This window comes from Haloimpatiens myeolchijeotgali (assembly GCF_042688525.2).
GTDB lineage: Bacteria > Bacillota > Clostridia > Clostridiales > Clostridiaceae > Haloimpatiens.
The window spans coordinates 1048314-1063598 of record NZ_JBHWAB010000001.1 but is presented as its reverse complement, the minus strand read 5'-3'; the positions used below and the strand labels follow the sequence as shown (position 1 = coordinate 1063598).

At 26.7% G+C, this 15285-nt stretch carries 12 protein-coding genes; 5 read left to right on the top strand and 7 right to left on the bottom strand.

Annotated elements, in window-relative coordinates; translation table 11 throughout:
* Positions 1-253 precede the first annotated feature (253 nt).
* A complete protein-coding gene (locus tag ACFIJ5_RS04735; protein WP_379804410.1) occupies positions 254-1087 on the bottom strand; it encodes a hypothetical protein in 834 nt (277 codons plus the stop codon).
* Between the two features lie 335 nt (positions 1088-1422).
* Here ACFIJ5_RS04735 and ACFIJ5_RS04730 point away from each other — a divergent pair, with 335 nt between their 5' ends.
* Positions 1423-3075: a hypothetical protein gene (locus ACFIJ5_RS04730; RefSeq protein WP_379804408.1), complete on the top strand. Its 1653-nt coding sequence runs from the start codon at positions 1423-1425 to the stop codon at positions 3073-3075.
* A 156-nt stretch (positions 3076-3231) separates the two neighbouring features.
* Here ACFIJ5_RS04730 and ACFIJ5_RS04725 read toward each other — a convergent pair whose 3' ends face one another.
* Positions 3232-4011: a hypothetical protein gene (locus ACFIJ5_RS04725; protein WP_379804406.1), complete on the bottom strand. Its 780-nt coding sequence runs from the start codon at positions 4009-4011 to the stop codon at positions 3232-3234.
* A 144-nt stretch (positions 4012-4155) separates the two neighbouring features.
* Here ACFIJ5_RS04725 and ACFIJ5_RS04720 point away from each other — a divergent pair, with 144 nt between their 5' ends.
* Entirely contained in the window at positions 4156-6018 is a 1863-nt protein-coding gene (locus ACFIJ5_RS04720) for a coiled-coil domain-containing protein (RefSeq protein ID WP_404661179.1), read from the top strand.
* 35 nt (positions 6019-6053) lie between these two features.
* Here ACFIJ5_RS04720 and ACFIJ5_RS04715 read toward each other — a convergent pair whose 3' ends face one another.
* Positions 6054-6806, bottom strand: coding sequence for a hypothetical protein (locus ACFIJ5_RS04715; RefSeq protein WP_379804402.1), 753 nt, complete (start codon positions 6804-6806; stop codon positions 6054-6056).
* Positions 6807-6980: 174 nt separating this feature from the next.
* Here ACFIJ5_RS04715 and ACFIJ5_RS04710 point away from each other — a divergent pair, with 174 nt between their 5' ends.
* Positions 6981-8159 carry a glycosyltransferase family 4 protein gene (locus ACFIJ5_RS04710; RefSeq protein WP_379804400.1) on the top strand — a complete coding sequence of 393 codons (1179 nt, stop codon included), beginning with the start codon at positions 6981-6983 and terminating at the stop codon, positions 8157-8159.
* A 279-nt stretch (positions 8160-8438) separates the two neighbouring features.
* Here the strand turns inward: ACFIJ5_RS04710 and ACFIJ5_RS04705 are convergent, their stop codons facing one another.
* Complete coding sequence (locus ACFIJ5_RS04705; protein ID WP_379804398.1) at positions 8439-9650, bottom strand: glycosyltransferase family 2 protein; 1212 nt, start codon at positions 9648-9650, stop codon at positions 8439-8441.
* A 184-nt stretch (positions 9651-9834) separates the two neighbouring features.
* Between ACFIJ5_RS04705 and ACFIJ5_RS04700 the strand changes: the two genes are divergently transcribed.
* Both ACFIJ5_RS04700 and ACFIJ5_RS04695 read left to right on the top strand, forming a co-directional pair.
* The gene (locus ACFIJ5_RS04700) at positions 9835-10395 is read left to right on the top strand and encodes a collagen-like triple helix repeat-containing protein (protein ID WP_379804395.1); all 561 of its coding nucleotides are present in this window, start codon (positions 9835-9837) and stop codon (positions 10393-10395) included.
* 353 nt (positions 10396-10748) lie between these two features.
* Positions 10749-11837: a glycosyltransferase gene (locus ACFIJ5_RS04695; RefSeq protein ID WP_379804392.1), complete on the top strand. Its 1089-nt coding sequence runs from the start codon at positions 10749-10751 to the stop codon at positions 11835-11837.
* A 128-nt stretch (positions 11838-11965) separates the two neighbouring features.
* On the opposite strand, the gene ACFIJ5_RS04690 is transcribed toward ACFIJ5_RS04695, so the two are convergent.
* Genes ACFIJ5_RS04690 through ACFIJ5_RS04680 form a run of 3 tightly spaced genes read right to left on the bottom strand, consistent with a single transcriptional unit; the run spans position 11966 to position 15235 of the window.
* Entirely contained in the window at positions 11966-12553 is a 588-nt protein-coding gene (locus ACFIJ5_RS04690) for an indolepyruvate oxidoreductase subunit beta (protein ID WP_379804390.1), read from the bottom strand.
* Between the two features lies 1 nt (position 12554).
* Complete coding sequence (gene iorA, locus ACFIJ5_RS04685) at positions 12555-14318, bottom strand: indolepyruvate ferredoxin oxidoreductase subunit alpha (RefSeq protein ID WP_379804388.1); 1764 nt, start codon at positions 14316-14318, stop codon at positions 12555-12557.
* Between the two features lie 17 nt (positions 14319-14335).
* On the bottom strand, positions 14336-15235 hold the full coding sequence (locus ACFIJ5_RS04680; protein WP_379804385.1) for a phosphate butyryltransferase: 900 nt from the start codon (positions 15233-15235) through the stop codon (positions 14336-14338).
* Between the last annotated feature and the right edge of the window lie 50 nt (positions 15236-15285).

Genomic DNA, 15285 nt, shown 5'->3' with positions numbered 1-15285 from the left:
TTATACTTTTTACTTTCTTATTTATACTTTACCCAACTTTCGCAGTAAAAAATACTGCTTAGCGAAAGTAAATGATATATTGCGTAAGAAACTTTTAACAACAATTAAATTAGTTATTTTGCCCTAAGGCAAAATTTCCTTAATTATTAATTATTCATTATTAACTATTAATTTTCTTTAAAGCAAATGGTTTCTGAGCAAGATATCATTTCCGGTAGCGGCTATTTTTCACCTGCGAAAGTTGAATACTTTCCTATTTGTTTCGTATTAGTTTCATATTATATTCTATATTTCTTTTTTCTGCATTTTTTAAAAACTTAGTATATTGATTTTCTGTCATATGTAAAACTTGATTATATGTATTTAAAATTTTAATAAAATATCCCATTACATAAATAGTTTTAAAAAGTAATAGAGATTTCTTTTGTCTAAGTGTTAGTGAATATATTCTTCTATTCTTCTCTGCAGCTTTTTTTACAGCACTGTAATATTTTTCTCCTCTAAATATACTCTTAACTTTTTTAAAATTCAAAACCAAAGCTTGTTTATAATGTTCATAAATTTTATCAAGAACACTTTCATTGAAAATAACATTATCATTCTTCATTTTGTTTACTAAATTAACTACTTCGCTTAACTTTTCATTATTCTGTTTACGCATTTGTGGAACCTGTTTAACAATTCCCTTAACTTCTTTAGCTCCCTCTACTTTTTTTAGAACTAAAATCTCTAATCCTTTCATAGCCTCTTCAAAAGTTTTGTCATCTTGAGCTTCTTTAACTGAACTTTGTTGTGCTTTAAAAACACTCATCCTATTATCTTCATCAAAAAAAATTTCGTGGTAATAACTTAACTTAACAAGTTGATTTTGAATTGATCTTTTATCTATAATCTCACCATTTTCACCTATAAATAAAAATTCTGTTTCTCCTATAAACTTTGATAGAATTTTCTTTTCAAAAATTACTTTTCTATATTTTTTTTCATTATATTCAATAAAATCAGAGATCTTTGCTACTTCACTTTTTTTCACATAAGGATTAATTATGCTTTTTAATTCTGATGGTACTTCACTATATATAGACATATTACCCCTCCCTCTTTCTACCTATTAATTATAACAAAAAACTAAAAATTAATGCACTACTATTAAAAATTTTTACATAATAATTGAATATCCTAGCAATATTAAAATTTTTTTTACATATATATTACAATAAGGTTGATTTTTGCTTTAGCAAAAATCTTAAATTATATATTAGTTATTTTGCCCTAAGGCAAAATTTCCTTAATTATTAATTATTCATTATTAACTATTAATTATCTTTGAAATGAAAGGTTTCTAAGCAAGATATCATTTCCCGTAGCGGCTGTTTTTTACCTGCGAAAGTTGAGTTAATAATATTTAAGATGGAGGTAAAAATGTTTTATTTAAACGAAAATTATCATGTAATTCGAACCTCAAATAACATATTTTATCAATTTCATATTGATAAACATAAAAAAATAATAGTAGAAAAATATAAAAATAACATACTACAATCATCAATACCTCTTGAAAAACATGTTGTTACTTATTCATTAGATATTGATGAAAATAACATAATACATTTTATCTATATGGATACTGACGGAACATTAAAGTATACTTCATACTCAATTAATAATCTAGATAATAATCACAATCATACTGATATATTTTATATGAATACTAAAAATTTTAACCTATACTTTTTAAAATTAAAAATACTTTCTAATAAACCTCATGTTTTCTATGCTACTAAAATGAAATTGAAAAAAACTAAATTTAGTATTTATCATAGTTATATAAAAAACACCAAATGGACAAACAATATACTGGACTATATTGAAACTAAGTCATTACCCAAACCATATATAATTGATACTTATAAACATAATATATATATTTTTTATTCTCCAAATAATTCAAGTAACTATTGTATAAAACAATTCTCTCCAGATAATAATATATGGAAACCTATTGATAATAATATATGTATTGATGATTTCAATAATTTACGTTTTCTAATTACTAAAACTGGTGTAGCTTATATATGCTATAATTCTTCAAAAAATAAAAATCTACAATTATTTATTAGATATAAAGACTTAACTAAATCTAATTCAGTGTGGTCTAAAGACATTCTAGTATCAAATAATGATGATAATGCTTTTTATCCATCATTAATATCTCAAGACAATTCTATATCAGTATTTTGGTATAATGGAAGTTCTATAATTTATAAAAACTCTGATGAAAAAAATCATACATTTTCTAATAATAAATCATTAAATTTTGAAAAAGGTAATATAATAAATCTAACATATTTAAGTAACCATTCAGAAGACATAAATATACGATCTACTTCTGTATTCACTAATTGTTGTTCACAACCATTTATACCTGCATATTCTCAAACTAAATCAATCACAAATTCAACTAAAAACTTAACTACAAATTTAAATACTACCTCAAAAAAAGATAATATTAAAAATAATATTCCTTCTAATCAAGAAAATACTTTTTCAAAAAGTTGTATAAAGGAGAAGAAAAATACTATCATTCATAATGATAAAAATAAGAGTATAACAAAGCAAAATAATAAAAATATAATAAATTCAACCAATAAAAACATATCTAGCAATAACATGAATAAACAATTAACTTATAAAAACATAAATAACAAAAATAAAAAAATTGATGATAAAAGCACTAATATAAATGATTTAAATAACAAAACAAATGGAAAAAAAATATATACAAATGAGTCCAACTATAATATTACTGATAAAGTACTATACATAAAAAAATTAGAAAAAACTATACAAACTTTGAATAATTCAATAAAAAATCTTAATGAAGAAAACAGCGATTTACAAAAGAAAATATCAACATTGACTGAACAAATTGAAGAATCAAAATGTAACATAAATATATTAAATAAACAATTAAATATGACTTTAAAAAAATATACTTATTTATTAGATCTTTATGATTATGAAATAAATTATTTAAATTACTTAAAAAAATCTTGTGAATCTCCACTTAAATAAACCTCATGCTTCAAACATGAGGTTTATTTATTTTAAATATGAATCCTTAATGGATTATTAAGTATATTGGAAAAATGAATTTATTAATAGATTCATTCAAAACATACATTGTAGTATGATGTACTTATAACAAAATTATTTATATATTGTAATACTTTATTCTTCCTCTTCAGTTAATATAGCTTTATCACAAAATAAATCATCCATCTTTTGAGGAGGATAAAACTCTGGAATTTCCCTTTCCATAAATTCCTTACATGGATCTTCAGTACAAGGACATTCTGGAGGTGCTGGACAATAACCGTAGCATGGTATTAATAACTGTACAATAAGTTCACATTTAACTATTATAAACAATCCTAATGTAATGCATAAATATACTCCGTCCGGACATTCACTGCAGCAATCCCCGTTTGGAACAGTACAGATAACAGAATCTAAGCAGTCAGCTATTACTTCAAGTTTTATTAATTCTTCTTCCAAGTCATTAGCACATTCACAATCTTTACTAATAGAAATTTGAGCAATTGGGTCAGGACAATAAAACTTAGGAATTGTTATACTTTTTGTAACTGTATAAGTTAATGTTTCAACTGTAGAATTAACTTCTACATCCACTTCAAATGTTACAGTAAAATTAACATTTACACGTTTATAACCAGGCTCACCTTGTACAGGACATTTTGAAACTGAATTAATTTTTACATCAAAATTTTTACAACAGCCAACCTTCTTAACATCTGAAGGATCTGTAGCTCCTGGTATTAATACACAAAGTTGTTCACAATCATCTGTTGGTTTTAAACATTTTTTTATTAAGCATTGATCAAAAATCTTTGGTACCTGGATACAACATAACTCACATGGATCTGGAAGACATCCTTGCCTATTTACAAACCCTGGACGTGGTATAAAATCTTTTGGATTGATAGCCATAAAATAGCCTCCTTATTTTTTACTCACTTATATAATATGCATGTGTTTACAATGTGTGAAAAAATAATTCTATTTTCCCTAATATTTTTTCAATCATATATCTTGGTATCAAATAATATAATTTTATAAAGGTAGGTGAAAAAGATGAATAACTGTAAATCATGCATTTTGAAAATTGATTCGAATAATACTTGGAAATTCTTTATTGATGAAAATAAAAGTTTAATATATTCTAATAATTACGGTGAAGAAAAACTTGAAGAAAATGTTTTAGAATTTGATGTTAATATAAAAAATCATGAAAACACTATACAAATTATATACATCACTGAAAATGGGAAACTGCAATATGGTGAATATAAAAAATCTTGGTCTATGCAAACTCTTTATGATTATAGTGATAAAAATATTGTTATTAAAGAAATTAAATTCTATAACATAAGAGAATATGTGCACATATTTTTTATACTTCAGACTAAATCTAAAGGTACTGCTACTCTATTTCAATACGTTTGGAATGGTAAAAAATTCTATACAAATAATATTTGTTCACTAAATCTTATTGAAAACACAAATGAACATTATCAAATAGAAATATTAAATAACCAAATTATAAATATATTTTTCTTAAACATTGAACTTAGTGAAATAACCTTAAATACATGTAAATATACACATAGAAGTTGGAGTTATCCTACAAAATTATATAGATTAAATGGAAATAACATAAACTTTTCCACTTTATATCATAAAAATCAAATTCATATACTAAATCTATCTGAAGAAAATTCTATATATTCACTAGAACATGTAGTTATTAATACAGATATGAGTATGCAAAGTTCAAAAGTTTTCGAAAGTAAAGAAGTTATAGATAATCCTACTTTAATAGTACAAAATAATATACTTTATACAATGTGGATAAATAATAACAATATTTTATACTCCTCATACATGAATAAATGGTCACAAAAAAACTTAATAGATACCGTTAATACTAATATTATTTTATGTAAATATTTATATAAACCAAATGAATATAGCTTAATAAAATCAATCAATGTACTTTATGATATTTCACAAAATACAATATACTCTCCTAATAACTCTTTAAACTGCAATACAAACTATACTTCAAATATATCTGATAAAAAGTCATATAGTGATTCTGATAAAAAAAATATTAAATTGCAAACCCTTTTAAATGAACTTTCAAACTTAAAAGTAATAAACCAAAAACTAAAAAACAAATTACATTCTATTAAAATTCAACTTGCTGAAAAAGAAAAAATATCATCACAATCTGATAATTATTTAAATCAAATTCTCATACAAAAAAAGAGATTAGAAAAAAAATATAATGATCTATTGAAAAACCAACATAATACCGAAAAAAATATATCTTCTATACAAAATGAACTTCAAGCAAAACAGGAAAAAGAAAAAAATTATGAAGAAAAAATATCAAAATTATCAAAAGTAAATGAAGAACTAAAAAATAAAATTCAACAATCGTCTGGTAATAATGAACAACTTAAAACATTACAAAATAAAATAACTGAGTACAAAAATATAATAAAAGAATTAAAATCTGCGAATGAAAGTTTAAAATCAAACTATTCCTCAATAACAGTAGAATTTAAACGTAATATTCAAAAACTATCAAAACAAAATAAAGAACTAAAAAATAAAATCCAAATATTAAATAACAGTAATAAAAAATTCAAAATGAATCAAAACGAAAAAGCAGAATTTGAAAAAATAATAGAAGAACTCCATTCAGAAAACCAAAAATTAAAATTAGACCATAGCAAAATGATGGAATTTAAATATACAGTAGATGAATTATCTAAAGAAAAAGAAAATATTATATTACAATACAGTTCCTACATTAAAAATTTACAATCAGAACTTTTGAAAAATGAAACTGAGAAAAATTCACTTCAAAAAGAATTAGAAAATGAAAAGAATAAAAGCTTTATAAAAAAATTTTTAAAAACAAAGTAAACGAGCAGCCTTCATGACTGCTCAAAACATGCTGATTATCTATTCATTTTCTTCTTTCTTTTCTTCTGCCTCTTTTTTGATTTTTCTGCCAATTTTTTTCTTTCATCCATCAATTCATCTACTTTTATAAATCGTTTTTCTTTATTTTCTAATTCTGCCATATAATAATATGGTACTTCTAATTCAATACTTGTAATCTTACATGTAGAGATAGCTATATCATCATCTAATATAACTATTCCATCAGAAACCTTAGTAATTTCTCCATAAGCACAATAATAACCTTGGAAACAAATCCATACGTTTAATCCACAATAACATCCTAATTGATTTCTAGTAGGTTTTTCACAGCATTTACAGAAACCTTTTTTAGACTTACATTCATTTTCTAGTAAATCAGCATTTGAAATTTCTGGAGACCATATTGCTGAAATATGACAAATCGGAATTTTTACAATATATTTATAATCATAATAATCTTCCACTTTAATTGTAAGAATAGACTTATATACACATACAAAAGTAACAGTATACCACCAATTAGTGTATTCTATTCCACTATCAGTAATTACATCAATAGGACTTCCTGGTGTAAACTGTTTTAATAAATGTTCCATTGGTTTTACGCAGCAATCACAAAAATCGCAACATTCTTTTTTGTCATCACAACAATCATACTCGCATATACATATATCACAACAGTCATCACAGCATTTATCACAACAACATTTTTTACAGTGTAAATCTTTTAACTTATAGCAAAGTAATTCTTTTTCACATTTATTCATATTTTTACCTTCCCTTCCAAATAAATATACTTCAACATAGCTTTCCATTTCTGATTTATTATATGTTTGTACACTAAATTTTGTTAATGAAACCTTAATACTAAATTTTGTTGGTTACATCTCTAGATTTATTTCATATAATATAAAGATATTTTTTAAGTTAGGAGGCATATTTTGAATTCAAATAAAAAGTCAATTAAAATTGCATATTTAACTGAATGTAATGCAGCTAATAAACGCTGCTGGTCTGGTACAATTTATTACATGGCTAAAGCCCTTCAAAAACATTGTGGAGAAGTTTATCCTTTAGGTCCAGTATTAGTAGATGAATATTACACAGTAAATCTTTGGAAAGAAGCATCAAAAGCTTATCCAAACAAAGTTTATAATTGTTGGAATAATGTTTCTGCATCATTGCAATTTGGGAAAATCTTCTCAAAAAAACTTTCACAGTATCCTTTTGACATAATTTTTGCACCAATTGCATATAAAGAACTTGCTTTTATAAATACTGACATACCAATAATTTACTTATCAGATGCAACCTTCAATTTGCTGTTGAACTATCATCCTTTATATACAAACTTTATGGATATATCAATCTGTGAAGGAAACATGATTGAACAGCTTGCAATAAACAAATCAGACATATTACTTTATGCTACAAACTGGGCTGCTAACTCTGGAATCCAAGATTATCATGCACCCAAATCTAAAATACATGTAGTTCCATTTGGGGCTAATTTAGATTATGTTCCTTCACAAGAAGTAGTCTTAAATAAAAGGAAATCCAAAAAATGTAGACTTTTATTTATAGGAACTAATTGGGAAAGTAAAGGTGGGGACATAGCTTTTGAAACACTTTTATATTTAGAAAAATTAGGTGTAAAATCTCACTTAACCATTTGCGGATGTACTCCTCCCTACAAGTTGTTTCATGATAACATAACTATAATTCCTTTTTTAGATAAAAATAATAAACAAGACTTTAAAAGATTGTATGATCTATACTTAAATTCTGACTTTTTAATTCTTCCAACAAGAAATGAATGTTTTGGTATTGTTTTTGCTGAAGCCTGTGCTTTTGGTGTTCCTTGTATAACAACAAATACAGGAGGCGTTGCAGAAGTGGTTAGAAATTTTGAAAATGGTTTTACATTACCGCTTGAAGCTTCAGGACTAGAATATGCTAATACCATTTCAAAAATATATAAAGATGATGACTCTTACTATAATCTTATTAAATCTAGCAGAAAAACTTTTGAAGAAAAACTTAATTGGGATAGTTGGGCAAAATCAGTTAAAAATATAATAAACGAAACAATTAACAATATAAAAATAAATAATAAATAATTCAACTTTCGCAGGCGAAAAACAGTGGCTACGGGAAATGATATCTTGCTCAGAAACCTTTCACTTCAGTAACAAGTTCTAAACTTTACTCATATTGAAAAAAGATTTTTTAATTAATATTCCGTAGGAATCAGTAATTAAAAAATAACTTTTTTCAAATTCGTAAATCTAAGAACTTGTAAACTTTGTTCAAATGTTTCTTACGCAAGATATCATTTCCCTCCGTATTTGTTCTTTAAACTTTCTACTTTATACTTTGTTTTACTATTTATTTTATTATTAACATAAATTTTTAAGCTTTAGATGTACTAAAAAAAAGTCCTTATTTTCATCATAATTTTCATATGAAAACTCATTAAAGATTTTTTTGATTTCCTCTTTTATAAACATAAGCTTTAAATTAAAACATTTAGGCATTATAACAAAAATACTTGATTCTTCTTTTAAATATTCCTTTACACTAATGAACACTTTAATATAATAATTCAAATCAGTTTTATATTGAGTAATAATTATACAATCAAAAAATTTTTTATTAAACTTTTTCATTTGTTCTAATTGTCCTATTTTTATATCTGCAAAATGATTTGTATTTAATACAATCTTGGAATTTTCCTCTATACCATAGAGATTGCATTTCGAAACTGTATTTTTTATATCTAGTAATGTTCCTCCAGCACCACAACCTATTTGTAAAATATTCATCCTTTCTTTATTTGATTTCTCTATTATAGAAACTATCTTTTTTCTCATAATCATAAAGTAATTAGGATGTATCTTCCATTTTTCTATAAATTTATTTTTATTAATAGATAATATTTTTTGAAATTTTTCATTTTCAACTTCTAATAATGCTTCCTTATTACAATAAACAAATGTATCCTTACATAAAAATAATCTAAATCCTTGTCTTCTTGCCCTAAAACTATAATCATCATCTTCATAACTGTGTGGATTAAAAATTTCATCAAACAATCCTATTTTATTCATTGATGTTCTTTTTATAAGTACACAATAAAAAGTTAATCTTAACCTTTCTTTCCATTTATGAAAACAACTAATGTTATATTCCTCTGCAAAATCAATAATATCATTCATATTATTACATTTTACGTCTATAGATTGAAAATGAGGACAATAATTAAAAACAGGACTCACTATTCCTATATTTTTAGAACTATATAAGCACTTTTTTAAATTATATAACCAGTTAGGTGTAACATTTATATTACTTTTTAATAATACAATATCATCACCACAACATACTTTAATACCTTTATTATATGCCTTCGATAAGGAGACATCTTGAGTATTTAAAATTGTTTTTATATTTTCTTTCTCTCTTAACCACTCAACAGTTTCATAATTACAATTATTACATACAACTATTATTTCATATTCATATTGAGAAGTATATTTTTTTATACAATCTATACACTTTTTCATATAACTTAACCTATTATTACATATTATTATGATACTTGTTTTCATATTAACCCCTTCTTAATTAATAGCTACATTATATTTTATAACTAATAACAACTTAATATCACCTACTCTCTTATTCATTCTTAATTTTAATTTCTATCTGTTGTACCCTAATTTATATTCGTTTCATATTATAAAATGACAAGAATTATTTATACTCTAAAAAAACAAAGTGAAGGTGGTAAATATGAATCGAAAAAAAATAATAATATGTGTACCTAAAAATAAATGTTGTGAAGGAGCAGTAGGCCCTCAAGGTCCTACTGGTGACCCTGGCCCTCAAGGTCCTACCGGTGACCCTGGCCCTCAAGGTCCTACTGGTGACCCAGCAAATTTCTTTGCCGCTGCGTATATATGGAATTTTGACAAAAGAGATCTTCCAAAAGATATTCCTACCCCTATAATATTTAGTGCTGAAGGAATAACAACTTCATCCTCAATTATTGAGCATACTGCTAATACAGCAGAAATTATAATAAAAGAAACTGGTCTTTATGAAATCACTTACTATGTTGAACGCAATAATCAAAACGGTCAATTTTATTTATCTCTAAATCCAGGAGGTACTATATCCGAATCAACTTATGGTAGTGGTACTAGCGAGCAAATTGTTTACGGTCAGGCTATAATCAACATTACTACTGATCCTACAACTCTTACACTTGTATATGACGATAATAACCCAACAACACTTCCTACTGGTGATGGAGATGTAAATGCATCAATAATCATAAAAAAATTATCTTAATCTTTATATTTAACTTGTATAAACTATCTGCTGTGATAATATTTCAATCTACAGCAGGTAGCTTATTAAAATTTAGTAATTCAACTTTCGCAGGACAAAAATACTGCTTAGCGAAGGGAAATGATATATTGCGTAAGAAACATTTGAACAAAGTTTACAAGTTCTTAGTTTTACGAATTTGAAAAAAGTTATTTTTTAATTACTGATTCCTACGGAATATTAATTAAAAAATCTTTTTTCAATATGAGTAAAGCTTAGAACTTGTTACTGAAGTGAAAGGTTTCTGAGCAAGATATCATTTCCCGCAGCGGTTATTTTTCACCTGCGAAAGTTGAGTTAGTAAAAAATTTTATATGGAAGTGATTGTTTTGATAAGTATTAGTTTATGTATGATTGTTAAAAATGAAGAAGATACCCTATCCAATTGTTTAGAGTCTGTTAAAGATATAGTTGATGAAATAGTAATCGTTGATACAGGTTCTACAGATAATACAAAAGAAATAGCACAAAAATATACTGATAAAATATTTGATTTTAAATGGATAGATAATTTTGCATCTGCTAGAAATTACTCATTTAGTAAAGCCACAAAAGATTATATATTATGGTTAGATGCTGATGATATTTTACTGAACGAAGATAGAAAAAAATTTAAAGTCTTAAAACAAATCCTTAAAAATAACGCAGACTCAATTTCTATGATATACAACTATGCATTTGATAAAAATGGCGCTGTCCTTTTAAATTTTAAAAGAAATAGATTAATAAAAAGGGATAAAAATTTTAAATGGATTGGTGCCATTCATGAATATATTAATGTACAAGGAAGAATAATTGACAGTGATATACACATAACTCATAAAAGGACTCACAGCTCTCCTGGACGTAATCTTAAAATATTTGAAAAAATGATTTCTAAAGAAATCAAATTTACCCCTAGAGATACTTACTATTATGCAAATGAATTATATGATAATAAATATTATCATAAAGCTTTAGAATATTATAATAAATTTCTTTGCATGAATGATGGTTGGTATGAAAATAAAATAAATGCATGCCATAAAATCTCAAAATATTATAATTCCATTGACAATAAAGAAAAATCACGAGAATATTGTTATAAATCTTTTGAATATGATAAACCTCGTGCTGAGTTTTGCTGCATGTTAGGATTATGTTTTATTCAGCAAAATAAGTGGAATGAAGCTGTATTTTGGTACGAATTAGCTTTAAACCTAAAAAGACCTGAAGATAGTTGGGGATTTTTTGATAATTCATGCTGGACATGGCTTCCTCATCTTCAACTTTGTGTTTGTTATGACAAATTAGGCAATCATAAATTAGCCTATGAACATAATGAAATGGCTGCAAAATATGTTCCTAACAATACCTGTATACTTCATAACGAAGAGTATTTTGAAAAATTAGGTTTTAAATAGTAAAAAAATTTTCCGAAGCATTATTTCAGAAAATTCTCCTTATTTATACTTTAAACTTTGTACTTTAAACTTTATTTTAAGTTTAAAGTACAAAGTAAAGATTTACATCATAATACTAAATAATAAAACTACATGTTCTTACAAACATCCATACCTAATTTTAATGCCTTTTTATTAATATCTACTATTTTAGATGGAAGTACATCTTCAAGAACCTTTTCCCAATCTAAATTATCTAATTTTAAAACCTTTATTAATGCACCTAATAAAATTATATTTTGTGCTTTAATAGTTCCTAATTCTTCTGCCATTTTTGACGCATTCATTATAACTTTATTGTCTACAGCTTCACTTAGTTTTTCTATTACCTTTTCAGGATATTTTTCTGCTCCAATTAAAACTGGAACTGGATGTATCTCATAATCATTTACAACAAGCTGTCCACCTTTTTTTAAATATGAAAGCCATCTTGCAGCTTCACTTTTTTCAAATGAAACTATAGCATCAGCTTTACCCTTCTCAATAAGTGGTGAATAAACCTTTTGTCCAAATCTTACTTGTGTAGTAACACTTCCTCCTCTTTGAGCCATTCCATGTACTTCTGACATTTTAACATCATATCCATTTTTTATAAGACCATCAACTAACACTTTTGAAGCTAAAATTGTTCCTTGTCCACCGACACCAACAAATAAAACATTTCCAACCTCTTTCATTTTATTCACCCACCTTTGTTATAGCATTTACTTTACATACTTGCATACATATTCCACATCCATTACACATATTATGGTCTATACTTACAACACCATCTCTATATTGTAGTGCAGGACAACCAGTCTTTAGACAGGCTTTACACTTAACACATTTTTCTGTATCTATAACACATTTTATACCACTTCTAGCTTTTACTACATCTTTCTTCAAAGCACAAGGTTGTTTTGTAATAATAACAAATGGATCACTACTATCATGTGCATCTTTAACTGCTTTTTCAGTTTCTGCTAAATTATAAGGATCAACTACTCTTATGTTATCTTTTTTAACTCCTACTGCAATAGCAATTTTCTCAACATCAATTATTGGAGCAGGCTTATTTTGTAATGTTTTACCTGTACCTGGATTCTCCTGATGTCCAGTCATTGCTGTAATTCTATTATCTAATATACATGTTACTATTGGAACATTATTATACACAGAGTTTATAAGTCCAGTAACTCCTGAATGGAAGAAAGTTGAGTCTCCTATAAATGCAAATACTTTCTTGTCAGTTCTTTGAGCCACTTGATTAGCCTTTTCCATTCCAAGTCCAGCAGAAATTGATGCACCCATACATATAACTGTATCAGTAACATTTAATGGTGCTACCATTCCAAGAGTATAGCATCCTATATCCCCTGTTGCTATTACATCTTTATATTTAGAAACTGCATAGAAAATCCCTCTATGTGGACATCCTGGACAAAGTACAGGTGGTCTTGAAGGTGCCTTTATATCTGTTTCATATTCACCTTTGTTTTCTTCTCCTAAAATAGCTTTTCTTATTATATCTGGATTTAATTCATCACAAATTGGAATAACTTCTTTTCCTGTACATTTAATTCCCATAGCTTTAACTGCTGTTTCAATATATGGGTCATTTTCTTCTATTATATAAAGTTTCTCTACTTTAGACGCAAATTCTTTTATCTTTTCATCTGGAAGTGGATAACTAAATCCTATTTTTAGATAAGATGCATTATCCCCAAATACTTCTCTTGCATATTGATAAGAAATTCCACTTGTTATGATACCTATTTTAGTATCACCCATTTCAATTCTATTTAAAAAGGTACTATTAGAGTATTGTCTTAACTTTTCTAATTTTTCTTCCACTTCATAGTGTTTTTGTTTTGAATGAGCTGGTATCATTACATATTTTTTTACATTTTTTTCGTATTTTTTTACTCCTACATTTTTTCTTTCTTTTAATTCTACAACTGATTTTGAATGTGATATTCTAGTTGTACTTCTAAATAAAACAACTGTATCATATTTTTCACTAATTTCATAAGCTTCTTTCATATAATCTATACATTCTTGAGAATCTGAAGGTTCTACTAATGCTACTTTAGCGTGTGGAGCATAATATCTATTATCTTGTTCATTCTGGGACGAATGCATTCCTGGGTCATCTGCAGTAACAACTACAAATCCTCCATTAATCCCCTCATATGCCATTGTAAAAAACGGATCTGCTGCGACATTCAAACCAACATGTTTCATAGTTGTTAAACTTCTTGCACCACCTATTGAAGCACCTGATGCAACTTCTAATGCAACTTTTTCATTTGGTGCCCACTCAGCATAAACCTCTTTGTTTTTGGCAAAATTTTCTAATATTTCTGTACTTGGTGTTCCTGGATAAGCTGAAGCCACTGTAACTCCAGCTTCATAAGCACCTCTTGCAATACCTTCATTACCTGACATTATAACTTTCATCTACTTAACCTCCCATCTTATTTTGCTGCCAATGCTCCAAGAGCTATAGAATATAGTTTTGATTTTGCACTATCTGCCCTTGACACTAAAACTACTGGACACTTTGCCCCAACAATTATTCCTGCATTCTCTCCATGTGCAAAGTAAGTAAGTGATTTTCCAAGTAAATTTCCTGCTTCTATGCTAGGAACTAATAATATATCAGCATCGCCTGCTACATCACTAACAATTCCTTTATGCATTGCAGCCTCTTTTGAAACTGCATTGTCCAGTGCTAGTGGTCCATCTATAGTACATCCTTTAATTTGTCCTCTTGCACTCATTTGAGCTAAAGAAGCAGCATCTAAAGTTGCTTGCATAGATGGATTAACAACTTCAACTGCACAAAGTGGTGCTACTTTAGCATTTTCTATTCCTAATGCATTTGTAACTTTAACTGCATTGTTTATTATTTGTACTTTATCATTTAATTCTGGATATGGAACCATTCCTCCATCTGTTAAAAATATCAATTTATGATATGTTGGAACCTCATAAATCATTACATGTGATAAAAGTCCTTTTCCTCTTAAATTAGCTTCTTTATTTAAAACAGCTTTTAATAATACAGCTGTTCCAAGCAATCCTTTCATTATAAATTGTGCTTCTCCTTTTGATACGAATTCTACCGCTTTTGCTGCACACTTTGCATTATCTCTTTCATTTACAATTTTTATATTATCTAAACAGTATTTTTGCTTTTCGCAAATTTCTCTTATTTTCTCTTCGTCTCCTACTAATATTGCATTTACAATTCCTAACTTAACTGCTTCAGTAACAGCTTTTAGAACTGGTTCATCATGAGCTGCTGCAACAGAAATTGTTTTCTTATTTGTTTTCTTAGCCAATTCTACTAATTGTTCTAACTTAGTTACCACTAACATACACCCCCTCTTTTATATGATGACTATCCACTCTTGTACTCTAC

What these genes read in the sequence shown, in the direction of transcription:
- ACFIJ5_RS04730 (WP_379804408.1), top strand. Translation starts at nt 1,423, where the DNA reads ATGTTTTATTTAAACGAAAATTATCATGTAATTCGAACCTCAAATAAC.
- ACFIJ5_RS04705 (WP_379804398.1), bottom strand. Translation starts at nt 9,650, where the DNA reads ATGAAAACAAGTATCATAATAATATGTAATAATAGGTTAAGTTATATG.
- ACFIJ5_RS04735 (WP_379804410.1), bottom strand. Translation starts at nt 1,087, where the DNA reads ATGTCTATATATAGTGAAGTACCATCAGAATTAAAAAGCATAATTAAT.
- ACFIJ5_RS04715 (WP_379804402.1), bottom strand. Translation starts at nt 6,806, where the DNA reads ATGAATAAATGTGAAAAAGAATTACTTTGCTATAAGTTAAAAGATTTA.
- ACFIJ5_RS04725 (WP_379804406.1), bottom strand. Translation starts at nt 4,011, where the DNA reads ATGGCTATCAATCCAAAAGATTTTATACCACGTCCAGGGTTTGTAAAT.
- ACFIJ5_RS04700 (WP_379804395.1), top strand. Translation starts at nt 9,835, where the DNA reads ATGAATCGAAAAAAAATAATAATATGTGTACCTAAAAATAAATGTTGT.
- ACFIJ5_RS04690 (WP_379804390.1), bottom strand. Translation starts at nt 12,553, where the DNA reads ATGAAAGAGGTTGGAAATGTTTTATTTGTTGGTGTCGGTGGACAAGGA.
- iorA (WP_379804388.1), bottom strand. Translation starts at nt 14,318, where the DNA reads ATGAAAGTTATAATGTCAGGTAATGAAGGTATTGCAAGAGGTGCTTAT.
- ACFIJ5_RS04720 (WP_404661179.1), top strand. Translation starts at nt 4,156, where the DNA reads ATGAATAACTGTAAATCATGCATTTTGAAAATTGATTCGAATAATACT.
- ACFIJ5_RS04695 (WP_379804392.1), top strand. Translation starts at nt 10,749, where the DNA reads ATGGAAGTGATTGTTTTGATAAGTATTAGTTTATGTATGATTGTTAAA.